The sequence below is a fragment of the Oceanobacillus luteolus genome (genome assembly GCF_023715655.1).
GTDB lineage: Bacteria > Bacillota > Bacilli > Bacillales > Amphibacillaceae > Oceanobacillus > Oceanobacillus luteolus.
The window spans coordinates 1-19423 of sequence record NZ_JAMBON010000032.1 but is presented as its reverse complement, the minus strand read 5'-3'; the positions used below and the strand labels follow the sequence as shown (position 1 = coordinate 19423).

General features: G+C 41.2%; 18 protein-coding genes. 8 read left to right on the top strand and 10 right to left on the bottom strand.

Translation table 11 applies throughout. The features are described from left to right. The first annotated feature begins 178 nt into the window (after window positions 1-178). On the top strand, window positions 179-1033 hold the full coding sequence (locus tag M3210_RS15335; protein WP_251516097.1) for an efflux RND transporter periplasmic adaptor subunit: 855 nt from the start codon (window positions 179-181) through the stop codon (window positions 1031-1033). Between the two features lie 2 nt (window positions 1034-1035). Beyond that, window positions 1036-4086 carry an efflux RND transporter permease subunit gene (locus M3210_RS15330; protein ID WP_251516095.1) on the top strand — a complete coding sequence of 1017 codons (3051 nt, stop codon included), beginning with the start codon at window positions 1036-1038 and terminating at the stop codon, window positions 4084-4086. Between the two features lie 49 nt (window positions 4087-4135). Here the strand turns inward: M3210_RS15330 and M3210_RS15325 are convergent, their stop codons facing one another. Genes M3210_RS15325 through M3210_RS15305 form a run of 5 tightly spaced genes read right to left on the bottom strand, consistent with a single transcriptional unit; the run spans window position 4136 to window position 8233 of the window. Next, on the bottom strand, window positions 4136-5617 hold the full coding sequence (locus M3210_RS15325; protein WP_251516092.1) for a PH domain-containing protein: 1482 nt from the start codon (window positions 5615-5617) through the stop codon (window positions 4136-4138). Beyond that, window positions 5595-6119, bottom strand: a complete 525-nt coding sequence (locus M3210_RS15320) for a PH domain-containing protein (protein WP_251516089.1) — start codon at window positions 6117-6119, stop codon at window positions 5595-5597. Before M3210_RS15320 ends, M3210_RS15325 begins: the two co-directional genes overlap by 23 nt. A 42-nt stretch (window positions 6120-6161) precedes the next feature. Then, window positions 6162-7091, bottom strand: a complete 930-nt coding sequence (locus M3210_RS15315; RefSeq protein WP_251516087.1) for an ABC transporter ATP-binding protein — start codon at window positions 7089-7091, stop codon at window positions 6162-6164. Further along, complete coding sequence (locus tag M3210_RS15310) at window positions 7091-7780, bottom strand: ABC transporter permease (protein WP_251516085.1); 690 nt, start codon at window positions 7778-7780, stop codon at window positions 7091-7093. Before M3210_RS15310 ends, M3210_RS15315 begins: the two co-directional genes overlap by 1 nt. Before the next feature lie 30 nt (window positions 7781-7810). After that, window positions 7811-8233 carry a DUF4064 domain-containing protein gene (locus tag M3210_RS15305; protein ID WP_251516083.1) on the bottom strand — a complete coding sequence of 141 codons (423 nt, stop codon included), beginning with the start codon at window positions 8231-8233 and terminating at the stop codon, window positions 7811-7813. Window positions 8234-8419: 186 nt separating this feature from the next. On the opposite strand from M3210_RS15305, the gene M3210_RS15300 reads away from it, so the two are divergent. Together M3210_RS15300 and M3210_RS15295 are read left to right on the top strand one after the other, a co-directional pair. Next, window positions 8420-8722, top strand: a complete 303-nt coding sequence (locus M3210_RS15300; protein ID WP_251516081.1) for a DUF2089 family protein — start codon at window positions 8420-8422, stop codon at window positions 8720-8722. After that, window positions 8719-9003: a hypothetical protein gene (locus M3210_RS15295; protein WP_251516079.1), complete on the top strand. Its 285-nt coding sequence runs from the start codon at window positions 8719-8721 to the stop codon at window positions 9001-9003. Before M3210_RS15300 ends, M3210_RS15295 begins: the two co-directional genes overlap by 4 nt. A gap of 172 nt (window positions 9004-9175) precedes the next feature. Here the strand turns inward: M3210_RS15295 and M3210_RS15290 are convergent, their stop codons facing one another. The 5 genes from M3210_RS15290 to M3210_RS15270 form a co-directional block, all read right to left on the bottom strand. Then, window positions 9176-9856, bottom strand: coding sequence for a cyclase family protein (locus tag M3210_RS15290; RefSeq protein ID WP_251516077.1), 681 nt, complete (start codon window positions 9854-9856; stop codon window positions 9176-9178). A gap of 32 nt (window positions 9857-9888) precedes the next feature. Beyond that, complete coding sequence (zwf, locus tag M3210_RS15285) at window positions 9889-11364, bottom strand: glucose-6-phosphate dehydrogenase (protein ID WP_251516075.1); 1476 nt, start codon at window positions 11362-11364, stop codon at window positions 9889-9891. Window positions 11365-11453: 89 nt separating this feature from the next. Next, on the bottom strand, window positions 11454-11891 hold the full coding sequence (locus M3210_RS15280) for a threonine/serine exporter family protein (RefSeq protein WP_251516062.1): 438 nt from the start codon (window positions 11889-11891) through the stop codon (window positions 11454-11456). An 11-nt stretch (window positions 11892-11902) separates the two neighbouring features. After that, window positions 11903-12613 (bottom strand): threonine/serine exporter family protein, encoded by a 711-nt coding sequence (locus M3210_RS15275; RefSeq protein WP_251516151.1) that lies wholly within the window; start codon window positions 12611-12613, stop codon window positions 11903-11905. Between the two features lie 344 nt (window positions 12614-12957). Beyond that, window positions 12958-13362, bottom strand: a complete 405-nt coding sequence (locus M3210_RS15270) for a hypothetical protein (protein WP_251516056.1) — start codon at window positions 13360-13362, stop codon at window positions 12958-12960. Between the two features lie 162 nt (window positions 13363-13524). Between M3210_RS15270 and M3210_RS15265 the strand changes: the two genes are divergently transcribed. From M3210_RS15265 to M3210_RS20625, 4 genes are all read left to right on the top strand, one after another. Then, window positions 13525-14613, top strand: coding sequence for a glycosyltransferase family 4 protein (locus M3210_RS15265; RefSeq protein ID WP_251516053.1), 1089 nt, complete (start codon window positions 13525-13527; stop codon window positions 14611-14613). Window positions 14614-14631: 18 nt separating this feature from the next. Beyond that, window positions 14632-15468, top strand: coding sequence for a bifunctional metallophosphatase/5'-nucleotidase (locus tag M3210_RS15260; protein ID WP_251516050.1), 837 nt, complete (start codon window positions 14632-14634; stop codon window positions 15466-15468). A gap of 142 nt (window positions 15469-15610) precedes the next feature. After that, window positions 15611-17362 carry a hypothetical protein gene (locus tag M3210_RS15255; protein WP_251516047.1) on the top strand — a complete coding sequence of 584 codons (1752 nt, stop codon included), beginning with the start codon at window positions 15611-15613 and terminating at the stop codon, window positions 17360-17362. Next, window positions 17359-19263, top strand: a complete 1905-nt coding sequence (locus M3210_RS20625) for a glycosyltransferase family 4 protein (protein ID WP_251516044.1) — start codon at window positions 17359-17361, stop codon at window positions 19261-19263. Before M3210_RS15255 ends, M3210_RS20625 begins: the two co-directional genes overlap by 4 nt. The last annotated feature ends 160 nt before the right edge of the window (window positions 19264-19423 follow it).

Below are 19423 nucleotides of genomic sequence, written 5' to 3'. Positions count from 1 at the left end.
GCTGGTTATTTAGAATGTTCATCGTACGTAAGATCAGGCTTATTAATTCACCTAAAGAATTATCCGTTTATATATTCGCACAACTTCAATGACATTCAATTCCAAAAACAGTATAATTGGATGGGAAAATGGATTGTACATGTCCACCGCCGACTAAGTTGCAGAGGAGTATGTTGAGATGAAGCGATTCATGTTTGTACTTATGTTTTGTTTATTGGTTGTACTGGCAGCTTGTTCGAATGATGATACGACTAATGTGGAACAAGAAGAGCGAGTCGTTGCTGTCGAAACCGCTGAAGTGAAGGAAGAAGATTTCATTCTAGAGCGGGTCCTGTACGGACGGGCCATTCCGAATCAAATCACGCCTATCATTCTGCCGCTTGCTGGGGAATTAACAGAACTCGATGTCTCAAATGGTGAAACGGTTGAAGAAGGTGACCGGATTGCTGTTTTTTCCACTGCTCAAGGTAGCACTACCGTCACTGCTCCTGCAGATGGAAAAATCACAGGCCTCCAAGCTTCCGAAGGGGATATGGTATCAAATGAAGAGCCTTTTGCAACCGTCGCGGATACGGACGTAATGATCGTAGAATTTGCAGTAACGGCAGAACTCCAACAAATTCTTACAAAAGATGAAACGTATACGGTGGAGGTCGCAAATGAAGAATTCCCAGCAACCGTCACACAAATCGATTTTACTCCAGATGATTCTGGACTTTATCCTGTCCAGGCAACTGTAGAAAATGAGGAAAATATCATCTTGCCTGGTATGGTAGCTAGAATTACGATACCGGAACAAGTGATTGAAGATACACTTCTCGTACCGACACAAGCAGTCGTTCACGAAAATGATGAAGACTTTATATATGTCGTAACAAACGACAAAGCCGAAAAACGCACAATCACCGTTCTGGAAACAGGTTCGGACACTTCTGCCATTGAAGGGGAAATAGAGGCAGGCGAAGAGGTGGTCATCACCGGCCAGCTCACTTTATCCGACGGCGACCAGGTAGATGTCAAAGAGGAGGAATAAGCATGAAGCTCGTAACCACATCCGTGAAACGGCCAGTAGGAGTCGTCATGATTGTTCTCGCAATTCTTGCGCTTGGATTTGTTTCCCTCCGTAATCTTGCCGTGGACCTTTTTCCAGAAATTGAATTACCGATTGCAGTCGTAGCGACGAGCTACCAAGATGCTGCGCCTGAAGATGTTGAGAACCTGATCAGCAGGCCGATTGAAGGAGCGGTCAGCACGATAGAAGGAATCGACTCGATTCAGTCCCGCTCACAAACTGGTGCCTCTGTCGTCATCATGATGTTCAAAAATGGAACAGACCTTGACCAGGCCCTTTTAGACGTCCGGGAAAAAGTCGACCAGGTCAAAGGCTTTTTACCGAACGAAGCGGAAGAACCGAATATTCTCCGGTTCAGTCCGGATGCATTGCCGGTCATGTGGGTGAGCCTGACAGGCAGCGAACCGGAACGGCTGACAGAAATAGCTGAAAATCAAGTCGTCCCTTATTTTGAACGGCAAGAAGGAATTGCATCGGTGACGGTGGAAGGTGGCAAGGAGCGGGAGATACAGGTCATCCTGGAATCTACCGATCTGAAGCAGTATGGCATCAGTGCCAATGAAGTCGCACAAGCAATAAGTGCAACGAACAACTCCGCATCGGTAGGGACGGTGGAAAAAGGGAATCAAGACTTGCAGCTCCGAGTGATTGGAGAAATTGAGTCTATCGACGATATCAAGGAAACAATCATTCAAACGCCTGCAGGAGCGACCATTTCTGTGGAGGATGTCGCTGAAGTAGTGGATACATATAAGGAAAGTGATAGTCTCACCCTTGTCAATGGAGAGCCGTCGCTTGTTTTGTCTATCATGAAAAATACGGATGCCAATACTGTAGAAGTCGCAACGAATATCCGTGATAGTATTCCGGGGATAGAAGCAGAACTTGGGGAAAGTGTCGCGGTGGACGTCATTATCGATACGTCGGAATTTATCCAGCTATCCATCGATTCGGTGACGTCGAATATTATCATCGGTGGTTTGATTGCCATTGGGATTTTATTGCTCTTTTTGAAAAGCATCCGCGCAACAATCGTGATTGGAGTGTTGATTCCAATTGCACTCATTTCCACATTTGCACTCATGTATTTTACCGGTCAAACGCTGAATGTGCTCACTCTTGGAGGTCTCGCTCTTGGGGTCGGGATGATGGTGGACAGTTCGATTGTTATTTTGGAAAATATATATTCTTATCGGAGACGTGGAGCGAGTTTGTATGAAGCGGCGACGAAGGGAGCTTCTGAACTCACTCCTGCATTAATTGCATCGACAACAACGACAATCGTCGTATTTCTACCGATTGTGTTTGTCGAAGGGTTCGCATCAGATTTATTTACTCCACTGGCGTTGACGGTATCATTTGCGCTTGTCGCTTCACTTGTTGTGGCGATTACGCTTGTGCCGATGCTATCATCTCAGTTATTGTCTAAGGTCGTTGATAAGGACGGGAAAACATATTGGTTTGAACGATTCTTAAATTGGCTGCGGGATAAATACGCAAATGGACTCCGTCGCACCTTGAAATTCAGGAAAACAACCGTGCTCATCACATTTTTGATTTTAGGTGGCAGTTTTGCACTTATTCCAATGATTGGCGCCGAGCTCATTCCGGCTTCGGATCAAGGCCAGGCTCGAATTAGTGTAGAGACCGAATCGGGCAGTTCTCTGGAATATGTGGAAGGTATCGTCGAACAAATCAATGAAAAACTGATTGCTTATGAAGAGGATATCGAAGTGAGCTTCCTCTCTGTCGGTGGTGATGGAGTTGGTCCAGGAGGTGGATCGAGTAATAATGCCACCTACACGATTCAACTCGTTCCATTGGATGAAAGGGATATCTCGACAAATGATTTTGTGAAAAATATCGAGGAGGACCTGCGTGATATCGCGGGTGCTGAAATTACTGTTTCCATGATGGAAAGCGGCATGAATTTTGGCGACCCGATTTCGATTGAAATCAATGGGCCGGAACATGAAGTCCTTCGAGATCTAGCCGATGAGGTGGCCGAGGAAATCTCTACGGTAGATGGGGTGCTTAATCCGACATCTGGAGCGGCTCAAGGGATTCCTCAGCTCACGATCCGAATTGATGAGGGCCACGCTGCGATGTATGGACTCACGGAGCAGCAAATAACTGGGCAAATTCAGCCTCATTTCAATGGTCAGCTTGCCACAAGATACCGGGAGCGTCGCCAAGAGATCGATGTCATGCTTTACTATCCGGAAGATGAAAGAAGCACGATTCATGATTTAATGGAGCTGAATATCCAAACGCCGACCGGTGCAAGCATTCCGCTGAATGAAGTTGCTGAATTTATCGAAATCCAAGGCCCCGTTGCGCTCATGCGGCAAAATCAGCAGCCGCAAATGAATGTGACGAGCCAAATCATTGACCGGGATTTGGGAAGTATTGTAGAGGATGTAGAAGCAAGACTTGCGCAGATGAATCTGCCAGAAGGCTATAACTATACAGTCGCCGGTCAAGCAGAGGAAATGGAAGAAGCTTTTATTGATTTGGGCTTAGCTTTAATCTTTTCTATTTTCCTTGTCTATGCCGTCATGGCTATCCAGTTTGAAAGCTTTCTGTATCCGTTCATCATCATGTTTGCGATACCGACGTCAGCAATCGGTGTGTTACTCGGATTATTTGCGACCGATATTGCATTATCCGTTCCCGCGATAATCGGGATAACGATGCTTGCGGGGGTTGTGGTGAACAACTCAATCCTGCTTGTCGATTATACCAATCTGTTGAGAGAGCGGGGCATGGAGCGGATGGAGGCTATTGTGGAGGCAGGAAGGAACAGGTTAAGGCCGATTCTGATGACGACCATTACAACTGTGCTCGCGCTGATTCCGCTAAGTCTTGGAATAGGGGAAGGAGCAGAACTGCAGCAGCCGCTTGCTGTCACGGTCATCTTCGGACTCAGTACATCAAGTATTTTCACGTTGTTTTTAGTTCCTGTCATATACTTGTTGTTAGATAATCTATCCAAAAAAATTAAGGTGAAATAATTAAAGCAGGTTGCTCCTATTCATTAGAGTAACCTGCTTGCTTCATATATCAATCTTCATTAATAAACCATGACTGGCATTGCAAAGCGATTTGTATGGGAACGTCATGCATCGTTATCACTTTTGTCGGTCTCGCTCTCGTTGTAACTTTTAAGGACGCTAACCCCATTTTTCGTTGAATCATCGTTTCCGATAGCATGATCCGTTCGATTCTATCTCTCCTCATAATAAAGAGCCGAGTCGATACACCGACTTTTCTAAGCTGTAGAAACTGTCCATTGAGGGAATAGCTGCTGCATAGCCCGCTGACTATCTGAGAAGTCAGTGTGATGACAAAAGCTAATACCGCAATATACCAAAATCCTGGTATGAATAGGAAAATTCCTAGAGGCAACAAAAGCCAAATATACATCGTCCTTAACAGCTTCACCAGGATGGAGCGCTTCGGTATGTTGCTCATGCTCCCTGTAATTGCGAAAGACGGTACAACTTCCGGAACCAAGGTAAAAGCTCTTTGACGGTTGATAAAAGGAAATAAGATATTAGAGACTTTTATATCCTCGTCGTTTACATCTGTAGCACTGATCAATCTGACATTCACGATTTTTAACATCCGATGAATGAAGCCACTGTTGATGCTCAAAGCCTGGATATTGTCTTTAGGAATGGAAAAACTCGTTTTACTTCCGATTCCTTTTTCCAAATAAATACGATGTGCATCAGAGGTGACGACCAACCCACCGTACTGGATGAATGTTTTCACAAACCCGTAGATCATGGAACATAGAATCAACAAAGCAATTCCCAAGAGGAGCATTTGTATAGATGTCTGGAAATATGCGATAGCTTTATTGATATGTTCTTCAATTGGGAGAAACTGACTTAACTGCGAATAAACAGAGTATAAGACACTTAGGAAAAACAGCAACCGCAGCGAAGTGAGGGAAGCAATAAGAATTTCATTGGTTTCTATCGTATAGTGGTGGGTAAAGTTTTTATCCTTATGTCCTTCCTTCTGGTCTTTGTCGCTCGCTACAGGTTCGTTCACTTGGATATTACCATATTTCGAAAGTATTTTTTTAATTTGTTCTGCTTCTTCAATCGTAATCATTTCTAGTTTTATGGAGCTGTCTCTATCACTGGAACCCACATCAATCAATAATGACGTGAGCCCCAGCATACGATGAATCAGTAATGTGTTTTGATTGATCCCTTGTACAAGATCTAATGGAAAAAATCTTTTCATCTTAACAAATCGGCCCTTTTGGACATAAATTTCTTCCTGGTCAAAATAATAACCAAAACGATACCATTCCAATACCGATGCTCCGATTTGATAGACGATGAATATTCCAATTAAAGTTGTTCCGTACCATGAGAAAATAGAGTTGGATGACATATCCAAAACGATAAACAAAAAGACGATAAACAGAATCAAACTTCTTATTGATTTAAACAATCTAAAACCTATCCAGATAGGGTGCAGCTTCTTTAAAGAAGAAGTTTGTTCATACACGCTGTTCTTCTCCATCAGCAGCCTCCTTTGCTTTATACAAGTCCGTCAAGGAAGCAATGTAGCTACGGATTTCAGAAGCTTTTCTTTCTGGAAGGCCGGGAATCTCATGAATATACCCAACCGTTCCGATTTTAACCGTCGCCAACTTATATCTTTGTAGGATAGGACCTTGATACGTATCAACGAAATATACTTTGTTCATCGGAATGATCATATGTGTTTTTTTGAACGCTCCACCATGTTTGAGTTGTATACAATTGCCGTCAATTTCATATCTCCATGTTCTTTGCTTGTATACAGGAACGATTATTAGTTCAATGATGGCGGAAACAAAGGTGATTCCCATCAAGGAATAAATTACAATTCCTATCCAATTTGGCCACTGATAGGAATAATCGAAATAGAGAAGAAAGGATAGCAAGCCTAGAAAAATGATAGTATGAAACGCATCCGTAATTCTCCATACTTTTATTGCGTCTGGTGAGATTTTTTGCGTCGGTTCTTTTAATACATACATTTTTATACCTCCTTTTACCTCTACTGCGGAATATAATACTTCTTATGCGCTAAATTTTTCCTCTCCCAAATTCAAGAAGATTTCTTCCAAAGATGGCTCTTCTACTTCTAAACGATAGATATTAATCTGTTCACTCACTAAATAGTTGTTGATTTTAGGGATGACACTTTCATCTTCCACAAAGAGTTCCAAGTGATCCGATGCTACTTTCATATTTTTAACCAATGAAGAGAGCTCGGTTCGTAATTTGATCTGTTTACTCTCTGAAATGGAATCATGTTTAATATAAACGGAAATATTGTCCTGATATTCTCTCCTTAGTTGGTGCATGCTTCCTTTTGTCTGGATTGTCCCTTTGTTCATGATGGCAATATCATCGCATAACTTCTCCACCTCATCTAAGTTGTGGGATGTCAAAAAGACCGTCGTGCCTTGGGCTGATATATCTTTAATCAGAGTATGGATATTTAAAATGGAATTGGCATCGACACCGGATGTTGGTTCGTCTAAAAATAAGAGCTCCGGTTTATTGATGATCGCTTGCGCAAGTCCAAGTTTCTTTTTCATCCCAAATGAGTAATTTTTGGTCTTTACATTTATCGCATCTTCCAATTCAACTTGCTTTAAAATTTCTTTCAACTCATTAGTAGTTAAAGAAAGTCGCAGTATTCGACTATAATACTTCAGATGCTCCAAAGCAGTAAAATTCTCATAGAAAGTGGAATAATCCGGCAACACTCCAATTCGATGTCTTACTCTGTGTAATGAATCTCCCTGTTCTCCGAGAATCTCAAAAGAGCCAGAGGTCGGCAGCGTCAATCCTGTAATCATATTGATGAAGGTAGACTTTCCAGCTCCGTTTTTACCTAAAAAGCCAAAGATGCTACCTTTCTCTATTTCAAGATTTAAATGATTAACGACGGTCTTATTACCGTACTTTTTCGTCAAATCCTTTGTGCTAAGTGCTTTCATTACAAATCTCTCCTTTTAAAGACCATTAAGCTCAATACTAAAAAGATCAAGGTGAAAATTAACACAAAATAAGTGTAGGACGTATGGTCCTGTGTATAGTAAAAATAGGGAGTGACATAAGAGATAGACTTGATGATAAAGTTTTTCGTAAACATCCCCCAAATGCCGATAATAGGTAAAGCAATAGAAAGACTGATTCCCAAAAACATCGTTAAAGACGGATTTCTAATGATGGTAGATAGAAATAATGTCAAACCGATGAAATAAGATACATAGATGACGCTTTGAATGAACTCTGAAAAGTAAAATGCGTGTGAAAACGGAACGATCAACAATAAAGCAATCACTAGACAGAACATCCAAAATAAAAAGTTGCCTAAAAATTTACCGAGAATAATATTTTGTCTCGAGGTTTTTGTTGCTAAAAATCGAATGGTTCGGGAATCGACTTCCTTATTGACGATGCTATGGGAGATACTCGTGACAAAAAGGGGAGATGCTACAAATAGAAGTAGCATCAATCCACCGACATAAGCATTGTCTCCCAATCCCAAATCTTTAAGTTGCATTTCAAATTGACTGATAAGCTTTGCTGAACCGGTCGTCACTCCAAAAATAAAAAGGATGATAATGATCGATCGAATACTTTTAAATTGAGATGTAAATTCTCTCCACGTAATGGCAAACATAAACTTCGCTCTCCTTTCTACTACTAACCGTTATGCTGATGCCTTCAAGCTTTTATTGCGGCCGTTGGCTTTGATGCCTGCAATAAGGTAGGCACAACAAGCCAAGACGCCTACAAATAAAGTAAGGATGGTACTTAGTATAGCTGTAGAGATTAATAGTTTTCCTGCAGCACCCGGGTTATCACTTTTCTTAATCAACACAATCGAAATCACTCCGATGACTGCGCAAATGAGGGAGACGATTCCAACATATAGGAAACCATTCTCTAAAAATGTCAGGATCTGTCCGGCGGTCACTTCGGTTACATTTTCATCGCTGATGAATTGCTGTGCCAACTCTTCCGCTCCAGAACTGTTTTGAACTCCATTCGATAAAACAAGACTCCCTGCAAATAAAACACTGAACAAAACAACCCCAATTACTGAAAACAAAACTTCTCCATTGCTTTTCATTTTTTTCGCCTCCAAAAAATATTTTTAAAATTATCTTAATTGAACCTTACCATAAAGTTAAATTAAAAATCAACACTTTATTTAACTTTATTTATAATTTAATAAAATATATTTAAGTTTTTGGTGAAAAACCCTTTTATTTTATTTAAGAACGTGGTATATTAAAAACATGAGGAGGGAATGGAAATGATTTACAATGACCTACCAACTTGGATATCATCGTTGGAGAGTGAAGATGTAGAGTTTGTCAGGAAATTTGTTTTGAGCTCGGGATCGCTTAAACAAATAGCCAATGATTACGAAGTTTCCTATCCTACAGTAAGAATTCGGTTAGATCGCATCATACAAAAGATTAATTTAAATGTGGACTTGGAAAAGGAAGCCCTAGTCAATTATGTAAGACAGCTCGCGATTGAAAACCGTATCAGCTTAGAAGATGCAAAATCTATTATTAATAAATATAAAATAGAAAAGGAGAATGAAAAATGAATGAATTCACATCTATCTTATTGATTATTGCAGCGTTGGTTTTACAGTATTTTTTATCGTCTCGTAGCAATGCCTATTTAGGAGCAATCGTCCCCGTTCTTTTTGTAAGTTGGTTGACTTGGATGTTCGCTACGGACAGGATTGAAAGTACCTTAGCTTACGTATTATTCCTACTGATTGGTTTTCTGTTCTTGTCACAACAATGGTCATACGGACGGAAGTCATATCGTAAAAGAAGCCAAGATGAATTGGATAAAATGAAAAGACATGATATAAAATAAAAATATTGGTACATATTGATGCTTTCGACTCTTTATTTATGTTCTCAAGTAGGTTGTTAGAAATATATTAATAAATTCTATGTAACGAAAAAGCTGCCGACTGATAATCTCCTATAACAAAAAAGGGTCATACAGAAACATTCTGCATGACCCATTATTTATTTAGTTTCGCTTATTGTTCGGATAGATCAACTGATCCTGTATCCCAGTGGAACGCTTTACCATCCGTATCATTGTCCAATTCAAACAACAACACGCGCGCTGGAGCAGCGTCCGTACCGATGATTTTCAATGGAGCGGCTACCATAAAGTACTCACCTTGAGGTACTTCCTTCAAGCGCAAGCCCTCGATGACGATAACTTGGTTCTCAAACAATGTCCGATGTGTCGGGTGTCCAGGTTGCGCCCGTTCAATTCCCAACGCATCTACTGCAACACCTTTAATTCCAATTTCTGCAAGGTGACTTGCTGCATCTTCTGCCACAAAGACAAATTCAAAATCAAATTCATCCACGGAAGAATTTCGCGTTTTAAATAGAATGAAATCATCTTTTTCAATCGGAAGATCTTTAATGTCCTCGACCGTAATCCGGTCTTCCACGTGTGTTAAATCAAATAACTTCACTTTACCGACCAAATCTTCAATCGCGATGGATTCCATCGTGTCGCCATCATTGATCATATGCAGTGGGGAGTCGACATGAGTCCCGGTATGTAAATCCATCGAGATGCGAGTTTCGGTAACGTGAGCGTTCGTCACGGTATTAAATTCCGGTTGCTTTTCCGGCTTATTTTTATAAACTGGCATTCCTTCATAAATCGGTGCTGTTACATCATAAAATTTCTTTTTCATAACAAACTCCTCCTATTATTCCATAAGAACCGTTATACTTCCCACCAATGGAACCCATCCTGACCTAAGAGCTTGTCGGATTTTTTCGGTCCCATCGAACCAGATTCATAGTTCGGGAAGTTCGGCTGCTCATTTTGCCAAACTTGTAAAATCGGATCGATATATTTCCATGAAAGTGCGACTTCATCCCAATGGGTAAAGTTTGTCGCATCTCCTATCATGCTATCATATAAAAGCTTCTCGTAGGCTTCTGGAGTATTAATAGCCGGCATTGCACCTTGTTTATAACTCAGTTCAATCGGCTCAGCAAGTGCCTCAGCGCCAGCTTTTTTCGCGTTCAGATAAAGGGCGATCCCCTCATCAGGCTGGATATTGATGACCAACAGATTCGGATGATGTTCCCGGTCACTCTTGAAGTAGAGGTTCATCGGGATATCTTTAAATTCAATGACGATCTTCGTCCGTTTCTCCGACATCCGTTTTCCTGTCCGTATGTAAAATGGCACGCCAGCCCAGCGGTAATTATCAATTAAAATTTTCCCCGCCACAAATGTTTCTGTATTGGAAAAGACGAGATCCTCTGATTCTTTACGGTAGCCGATCACTTCTTCATCATTTACGACGCCGCTTCCGTATTGTCCACGTACAAAATGCTCATGCACATGATCCGGCTCCAGCTGTCTAAGCGCCCGCAACACTTTGATTTTTTCTGAGCGGATTTCATCTGTCGTCAGCTTAATCGGTGGTTCCATTGCAAGAAGTGCCACCATCTGAAGCATATGGTTTTGTACCATATCCCGAATAGCTCCGGAGTCATCGTAATACCGCGAGCGATCCTCCACACCAAGCGTTTCACTGGAAGTGATTTGGATATTCGAAATGAAGCGGTTATTCCATAAGTGCTCAAAAATTCCATTCGCAAAACGGATGACTTCTATGTTTTGCACCATTTGTTTTCCAAGATAATGGTCAATACGATATATTTGTTCTTCATCGAAGGCTTCACGAATTTGACTGTTCAACTCTTTAGCCGTCTTCAAATCATGCCCGAACGGCTTTTCAATGATGAGACGGGTCCAGCCTGCTGTTTCCTTCAAGCCATATTCCTTCAGGTTATTGGCGATACTGCCGAAGAACTCTGGAGCCATAGCCAAGTAAAATAGGCGGTTTCCATTCGTATCATACTCTGATTCCAGTTTCTCCACCAATTCCTTCACCTGAAGATAATTCCCCTCATCGGTCACGTCAAAGGATTGGTAGTGGAAATGGGAAGCGAAGGATTCTAATTCCTCACAGTCGCCAAAGGCCTGTTCCACCGATTCCATTACATTTTGACGATAAACGTCGTCCGACCAATTTCTCCGCGCCAAACCAACGACTGCAAAATCCTGGCTGATCGTCTCATTCCGCACGAGGCGATAAATGGAAGGATATAACTTCCGCTTTGCCAAATCCCCGGTTGCCCCGAAAATGATAATCAATACTTTAGGTTTTTCTTGTGCATTCATTCAGCTACCCCTCGCTTTGTTGGATTACACTTATTTTATAGGATAATGAAAAATTCGCAATAAAAACGAACTACAGTAAAACTTCCACTTTATTTCCGCGGTGCGAGCTTTCGTACGATTTCCCGCACCACCTCTGAAAACATCAAGCCAATTGCGATTCCGCCAGCAAGTAACGCGACCTCAGCCGACAATTCCAGCGCCGTCGTATAATCATTTTCCACAAAATGACGCATCGCATTATACGCAAGTCCCCCTGGAACGAGCGGAATGATTCCTGAAACATTAAATATGATGATTGGCACCTTGAAAGTTCTGGCGCAGATAAAACTCAGCACAGAGACAAGCATTGCCGCAAAAATTGTCGCTGGTACAGTATTCATATAGCCTGGGGTCAAATAGTAATACAGCATCCACCCCGACATTCCGACGAGACCACATTGAATAAGGGATTTTTTCGGCGCGCCAAAAAGGATTCCGAATCCACTTGATGCAATAAAACTCGTAACAAGTTGTGCAAGTATCGTCAAAAAAATCCCTCCTAGACAAATGCGAAAATGAGTGACACACCAGCGCCAATCGCAAATGCCGTCAATGTCGCTTCAATTCCCTTGGATATTCCAGATATGAGATGGCCCGCCACGAGATCCCGGATGGCGTTCGTAATATGCAATCCCGGAACGAGCGGCATCACCGCGCCAATGATCACCTTACTTAACTCCATCCCAAATCCATTGCTGACGAACAGGTACGAGCTGACACCAATGACAAATGCTGCAAAGAATTCGGCTAAGAAGCGGATTTCCAGCAACCGGTCCATATAAAACATCACCACGAATCCGAGCCCACCAGCAAGACAGGCAGGTAAAAAGTCGACCCATTCACCTTTGAACATGATGGCAAAGCAGCCACTCACAAGTGCAGCTGCGACAATTTGAACCCAAGGTGTATATCCCGGTGCCGCTAATTCTATTTCCCGGAGCAGCACATACGCTTCATCCATATCAAGTTCCCCAGCCGTCACTCTTCTGGAAATTTTATTCACTTCCGCAATTTTATTCAAATCAGTAGGCCGTTTTGAAATCCGCAAAAAACTATTCATTTCAGCCACGCCCGTCGAGAAATTTATCCCAGTCGGCGTCGCATGTACCTGGGCACTCTCCACACCAAACGCACGGGCCATCCGATGCATCGTATCTTCCACCCGATGCGTCTCCGCCCCGCTCATCAGCATGATTTTCCCAGCGATCATGCAGACCTTTTCTATGCTGGCTCGTTCTTTTGCGTTTATCACTTCATGTCACCACCTATCCTGTAAATTCACCTATTCAAATTGTACACTTTTCAGTAGTTGAAATAAAGAATGGGGGAATAGTTGGGAGGGATTTTGATAATTCGCTCGTAGCGGGGGAAAGGCGCTCATGGTCATGTAAATCCCGCTCACATCGGAGGGGAAAGCGCTCATGACTCCATGAATTCCGCTCACCCCGCACGAAAAAGCGCTCACCCCGCTAGAAGAAGCGCTCACTCCTACAGAAAAACCGCTCACCCCAACAAGGCAAGCGCCAATAAGACAGACTACAACATCACCAACCACTAAGCCTGCGTCGACATAAACAAGAACAAAAGCGCAATAAACGGTATTGCATTCGTCACTGCTACGGCAATTAGGGAAAAGGTTGTTACCCGTGGTTTACTCTCCTCGTCCGTTCCAACTGCCCGCTGCAGGAAAATAAAGAACACGGAAAATACTATAAGGAAAACAACGATGATTGCTGGGAAGTAAATCTCCTCCATTGGGACTTGCTCGAGATTGACAATGCCCATGATGACTAAAATCAATGGAATCGATTCACTGATTGCTGCGCCGATGAAGAAATTTTTATGTGCTTCTTCGGTTTTGCTAGGGTCTTCTTTAATTAGCTCGACATTTCTTTTATAAAAAATTAAAATACCAAATACTGCAATTGCTGCAGCTAATACAAAAATATAAACGCCCATATACTCAACTCCCATTTAAATTTTGCTCTCCAAAATCATTCTACCAAAGTGCAATACACCTTAACAGACCTAAAAATGTACTAATTAAATTTGCTCTACCTGCCCTTGATTAGTTATAATTTAGTCGATACATGTAACAACTATAATAACTAGGAGAATACTATGGTAAATTATGTCGACTTAGCGATGGCTTTCATGATAGCATTTATCGCAAGTTTCCTGCTCACCTATCTGGTCAAGAAATTTGCCGTGAAGATTGGAGCAGTTGACTTCCCGAATTATCGTAAAATCCATAAGGAAGTCAAACCGAGACTTGGAGGCATCGCTATATTTCTAGGTGCTTTAATTGGTGGTTTATATTTGATGCCACAACATGAGCATTTACCTGAAATCGTTCTTGGTGCACTCGTAATCATCATCACAGGTGCTCTTGATGATCGTTTCAGCATAAAACCAATTGCAAAATTAACTGGTCAGCTCGTTGCAGCTTCTTTTATCGTTTCTTCCGGCCTGATCATTGAACGGGTCACTCTGCCTTTCATCGGTACAATTGATCTTGGATTTTTTAGTGTCCTAATCACTGTACTGTGGGTAGTTGGGATAACAAACGCCATTAATTTGATAGATGGTCTAGATGGTTTGGCAACGGGAGTAACCACAATTGCTTTAATCAGCATATTTATAATGGCGCTAGCTGATGCGCAAATAATCGTTGCATATATCAGTATCGTGCTCATTGGTGCTAATATCGGGTTTCTTCCCCATAATTTTTATCCAGCAAAAATTTACATGGGAGATACCGGTTCGAACTTTCTAGGATTCATGGTGGCAGTCGTTTCCATGCTTGGATTATTTAAGAACGTAGCTTTCTTAAGTTTTGTCGTACCAATTATTGTCCTTGCTGTACCGATTTTCGATACAATTGTTGCGATTATACGCCGAGCATATAATAAGGAAAACATCATGGCAGCCGACAACAAACATATTCATTATCAACTTATTAAAGCAGGTTACAGCCACAGGAAGACGGTTCTGATCATTTATTTGTTTAGTGCAGCATTTGGTGGACTGGCAATATTATTTTCAGAAGCGAGTTTACAATTTACACTTATAATTACTGTATTTGTGTTCTTATTCCTTCACATTTTTGCTGAGTTGGCGGGAATTGTGCTGGGAGGAAAACGTCCGGTAGTAGATTTCTTGAGAAAGATATTCTGGAAAGTCAAGAATGTTAAAGAAGTGAATAAGTAAAATGACCCTACGGTAATTGTGCAGACAGGAAATGGGAACAGTAATCTAGGTCTATTGGAAGTGGAATTCGACGAAAATGGTGTCATCGTCTCCCAAGCTGGTGAACTGATTCCAGTAAGTGAGCAAGTAGAAGATCCGGTTGCGGCAGAAATGCTCAAAGAATATAAAGAACAAGTGGAAAAAGTTTCTCAGGAAGAAATTGGAGTAACGTTGGAACAAGCTCTAGAGAATCCACGTGCTGGTGATGAAGGAAATGAAACAGGTGAAAGTGTTCGTAAAAATGAAACAATCTTAGGTAATATCATTACAGACGGTATGTTACATGCAGCGAAAGAATATGATGAAAATGTAATTATGGCACTTCAAAATGGTGGCGGAATCCGTGCGCCGATTGATGCTGGTCCTGTTACAGTAGGTGAAGTCATCACAGTTCTTCCTTTCGGTAATACGCTTGCAGTTGCAGATGTAACTGGTGCGGAGTTAAAAGAAGCATTTGAAATCAGTGTTGGCAACTATCCAAGTGAAAATGGCGGATTCCTTCATGTTGCTGGTGGAAAAGTAGAATTTGATGCATCTAAAGAAGTAGGAAGCCGTGTCGTATCACTTCAATATGAAGATGAAGCAGGTAAGCTCGTTGAAGTAAAAGATGACGAGACGTACACAATCGCTACCAATGCGTTCACTGCAAAAGGTGGAGACGGTTATACAGTTTTTGAAAAAGCTTATGCTGAGGGTCGTGTGACAGACCTTGGACAATCAGACTGGGGTAACTTCCGGGATCATTTAGTACGTCTCGGCAGTGACAATATTCCAACTGAAAAAGAAGGAAGAATTGTCGAAGTTTCAGCTCAATAATGTTACACAAATAAAAAAGTGGTTTGTCGACAACTGTCGTGCAAACCACTTTTTTGTCTTTTTTTTCTATGAAGCTGTATTAGGAAGTAGTCATGAATTCATGGTATAATTTATATCTAATACAAGTAGGTGAGGATATGATATGATGCTGTTTCTGGAAAAATTTAAAAACAAATTAAAAGAGCCTGAGTTTATTACTTTTGATAATCTTTCAACTACATTTTTTGATAGTAACAACTGGTTCTATCAACCATCGCTCATCGATTTTTCCCTTGAAAATAACGCATTACAACTTAAAGCAAACACATCAAAAAATACATATGTGAATTTCTGGGAAGGTCATACAAGTTTTTCCACAATCGAAGAAAGACATAATAAAATCACCCTTCATCCGCAGAACTCCATCTTAATAGAAGGTAAAGTCACTCAAACTCTCGATTACAACATATATCTCATTGAATACGATGAAAATAACCAGCAAGCAAAAAAACATAACATCCGCTTAAATACATTGACAACCATCGTTCCTGCGCCGAACACGAAGGCGGCGCGTTTAACCATTCGTGTTGCCGGTAATGGGAAAATGGAAATCAGTAAAATCTTTACTTCGCCATTTATACCAGTTAAACGGAAAGTGAAAAGTTCAATCCGTCACTTGAATAACCTGGAAATTGCGGGGGTTCTGTCACATAGCTCGGTTATTGGCTTATCTGCAGTTACCCAGATAAATCGATTAGACACGTATGAATGGAAAAAAGTAATTGAAAAGACAATCCCTGATTTCGTCCTGCTTGAAGCGGGAGAAATTATTTCAGAGGAATGGGGGAAGTTGGAAGACCATACTTCCCCGATTGGAAGACTGTTGCTCTGGTGTGAGACGTCCAATATACCAGTGATACTTTGGCATAAACAACCATCAATAGAGGTAGAAAGATTTATAGGTTTACTTTCGCATGTAGAATTTGTTCTAACTCATGATGCGAAGCAGTATGAAATGTACAAGAGCCATGCTGACACACCGTCTGTATTTTTAATTCCGTATACAACGAGCGCACCACCCGTCAATTTCTTCAAAAAACATCCGACAGTTGTAGTTATCACTGAAAAGGCTAAAGAACATGCCAGTTCAGATCCAACGTTGCCTATAACTGTTCGGTATATCGAAGCGGCAGACAATATTGATAGCCAGGTGGAAGAGCAACTTTCCCAAGGCAATCTCGTAGTTTGCAATCAATCGTTGCTCCATACACCAGATCTAAAAGATTTCGTACAGGAGTATATTTCGGAAGCAGATTTACAAGAGCTGTTGGAAAGTCTGCAGGAACTACCTGAACAAGCTGCTGAAAAATATAGAGAGGTTACTCGCACCATCCTTTGGAAACATAATTATCGAGATTTCCTGGACTTTATCGTTAAAAAATTTAACATGGAGCATGCAACGAAGCTCCCGACTGCAACGATGATTTGTCCAATTACATCTGATGCTGAGTATCAAAACACAATTCGCACAATTGAAAAGCAGTCACTGAAAAATATCAGTTGGGTATTCTTTATCACACCTTTTCACGGTTATGAGGAAGTGATAAACCAGTATATTGACAAAGATAACTTCAAAGTCTATATCGGTAGCTATGCAATCAGCAAGTACTCCTTACAACAATTTACAAAAAGTACTTATTTCGGAATCCTCGACAGCAGTCAAGAATACGACGAATTTTTTATAGAAGATCACATTAACACGATGTACTATTACCGCCTCACTTCTCTAGTCGACCATTCGGTTAGAAATAGAAATCAGATTTTCGCGAAGTTCTTTTTAACCTCAAAATATAACCATCATCCTCTCCAGGAATTGATGGAAGAGTTTATTCCCGTAAAGGAGAAGATGAAGTGAAACAATTAAATATTCTTATCTACATCAGTGAGAGCGTGTATCAATCCAACAAGCAAGCTTTGCTTTCACTTCTGGAAATCATATCCGAGGATACAAGGATAAAAGTGAGCATCCTTACTGAAAAAAATAAAACGATTCAAGTGGATGACGTTGAGATTTTTACTATAGAGCAATTGCGGGAAGAAAAATTTGCTGTCATCAACAATGTGGAAAAAGCGATTAAATATTTAAAGGTGACTAAGAAACCTGACATCTTAATCTGGATGGGTGGCCTTGATGGCCTCGATTCCGTCACCGTATTTCCGCCATCAAGAACTATTCCTTTTATGACCAAGGATGACGCCGTTCCGTTGATAGACTATCCATTCACTTTTACGGATTCTATACAACAGCTGCAAAAATGGGGCAGGGAGGCAGGGTTTGCTGAAAAAGTAATCTATCTTCCGCTGATGAAAGTTTCCATCCAATCGGAGCATCCTACTTTCGTCAATAGACGGGGAATTGCAGAATTCATCGATGGACCTACATTGCATGCAACAAAGCTGAATGAAATTCTTCAAGAAATCAAGTTAGACCTTCCAACGTTTGATTGGAAATTTGCTGGTGGGGAATCGAAGTATTATAGTTTGGATCCACAAAAGGATATTGGGGTTATCTTATCTGAAGCGTCATTAGATGAATTTCTCCAGTATGCAAAAGAAGGAAAGCCGGTAATACTGCCTTATAGTGACATGTACAAAACATTGCTCGGTGAAAACTATCCATTGTTCATTCAAAATTTAGACGACCTTCAAGCTGTGCTTTTGCAAGTTTTAACTAATGAAGAGATTTATCGTACAGCAGCAAAACATTGTTTTGAACTAGCGAGAAAGTGTGGCCATGAAGAAAATAAACAGATCCTGATGAATTCCCTCTGGTCATTTAACGAAGCGGAACAGACGATTCTAATTGCTGGACATGATTTTAAGTTCCTTTATCCGTTTATCTTGGCTTGTGCACGAGCAGGGAAGAAAGTATTAATTGATCAGTGGCTAGGGCATAAACGGCATAATCGAAAAAAGAGCATGAAACTGTTAGCTCAAGCGGATGTCATATTTTGTGAATGGGGACTTGGAAATACGGTGTTCTACCCTAACCATGTAAAAAAAGGCCAAAAATTATTTATTCGTGTCCACCGTCAAGAACTGGAAACTAGCTACATGAAAAAACTGGACTATAACAAAGTAGCCAATGTGATTACAATCAGTCCATATATGATGGAGGAGTTTCATCACGTACTAGGTGTGCCGCGAAGGAAAATCAAAATCATTCCTAATATGCTTGATACGAAAAAATTCAATTTACCGAAGAAGGATGATGCTAACTTTAATCTCGGGATTATTGGGATTGTACCAAAGTTAAAAAGAGTCGACCGAGCAGTAGAGATTTTTGAACGTTTATGGCAGGAAGACAAACGCTATAAACTTCATATCAAAGGGAAGCTGCCACAAGACTTGCCATGGCTTAAAAATAGAAAAGAAGATATGGAATTTTTCGATCGAGTTTTTGAGAAAATTAATCAAGCAGAGTGGAAAGAGAACGTCATTTTCTCTCCGTTTGGTCCGGATATATCGGAATGGCTGACGGATATTGGCATCATTTTATCGACAAGTGATTTAGAGGCCTTCCATCTTGCGCCGATGGAAGGAATGGCAAGTGGAGCTACTCCGATTGTATTCAATTGGGATGGCGCGGATCTGATTTATCCGGAAGAGCTTATCGTAACAAGTGTGGATGAAGCGGTAGAAAAAATTAAAAAGCTTACTAGTGGAGAAATGGAAAAGAAAGATTATCGACATATCTACGAGCGATATGATGTGGAAACGATCACGAATGAACTTATGGAACTTGTATTTGAGTAGGAAAAGAATGGAGCTGTTATAGCTTCATTCTTTTTTGTGTGCGCCCGGCATGGGTGTAATCTCTAGGGTGAGAGTCCCGAGCCATGAAGGCAGAAGTAGTGGTTAGCTTAACGCAAGGGTGTCCGTGGCGACGCGGAATCTGAAGGAAGCGGGCGGCAAA

Excerpts from the sequence above, each read along its gene's own strand:
- M3210_RS15335 (WP_251516097.1), top strand. The coding sequence starts at position 179 with ATGAAGCGATTCATGTTTGTACTTATGTTTTGTTTATTGGTTGTACTG.
- M3210_RS15330 (WP_251516095.1), top strand. The coding sequence starts at position 1,036 with ATGAAGCTCGTAACCACATCCGTGAAACGGCCAGTAGGAGTCGTCATG.
- M3210_RS15325 (WP_251516092.1), bottom strand. The coding sequence starts at position 5,617 with ATGGAGAAGAACAGCGTGTATGAACAAACTTCTTCTTTAAAGAAGCTG.
- M3210_RS15320 (WP_251516089.1), bottom strand. The coding sequence starts at position 6,119 with ATGTATGTATTAAAAGAACCGACGCAAAAAATCTCACCAGACGCAATA.
- M3210_RS15315 (WP_251516087.1), bottom strand. The coding sequence starts at position 7,091 with ATGAAAGCACTTAGCACAAAGGATTTGACGAAAAAGTACGGTAATAAG.
- M3210_RS15310 (WP_251516085.1), bottom strand. The coding sequence starts at position 7,780 with ATGTTTGCCATTACGTGGAGAGAATTTACATCTCAATTTAAAAGTATT.
- M3210_RS15305 (WP_251516083.1), bottom strand. The coding sequence starts at position 8,233 with ATGAAAAGCAATGGAGAAGTTTTGTTTTCAGTAATTGGGGTTGTTTTG.
- M3210_RS15300 (WP_251516081.1), top strand. The coding sequence starts at position 8,420 with ATGATTTACAATGACCTACCAACTTGGATATCATCGTTGGAGAGTGAA.
- M3210_RS15295 (WP_251516079.1), top strand. The coding sequence starts at position 8,719 with ATGAATGAATTCACATCTATCTTATTGATTATTGCAGCGTTGGTTTTA.
- M3210_RS15290 (WP_251516077.1), bottom strand. The coding sequence starts at position 9,856 with ATGAAAAAGAAATTTTATGATGTAACAGCACCGATTTATGAAGGAATG.
- zwf (WP_251516075.1), bottom strand. The coding sequence starts at position 11,364 with ATGAATGCACAAGAAAAACCTAAAGTATTGATTATCATTTTCGGGGCA.
- M3210_RS15275 (WP_251516151.1), bottom strand. The coding sequence starts at position 12,613 with ATGATCGCTGGGAAAATCATGCTGATGAGCGGGGCGGAGACGCATCGG.
- M3210_RS15270 (WP_251516056.1), bottom strand. The coding sequence starts at position 13,362 with ATGGGCGTTTATATTTTTGTATTAGCTGCAGCAATTGCAGTATTTGGT.
- M3210_RS15265 (WP_251516053.1), top strand. The coding sequence starts at position 13,525 with ATGGTAAATTATGTCGACTTAGCGATGGCTTTCATGATAGCATTTATC.
- M3210_RS15255 (WP_251516047.1), top strand. The coding sequence starts at position 15,611 with ATGATGCTGTTTCTGGAAAAATTTAAAAACAAATTAAAAGAGCCTGAG.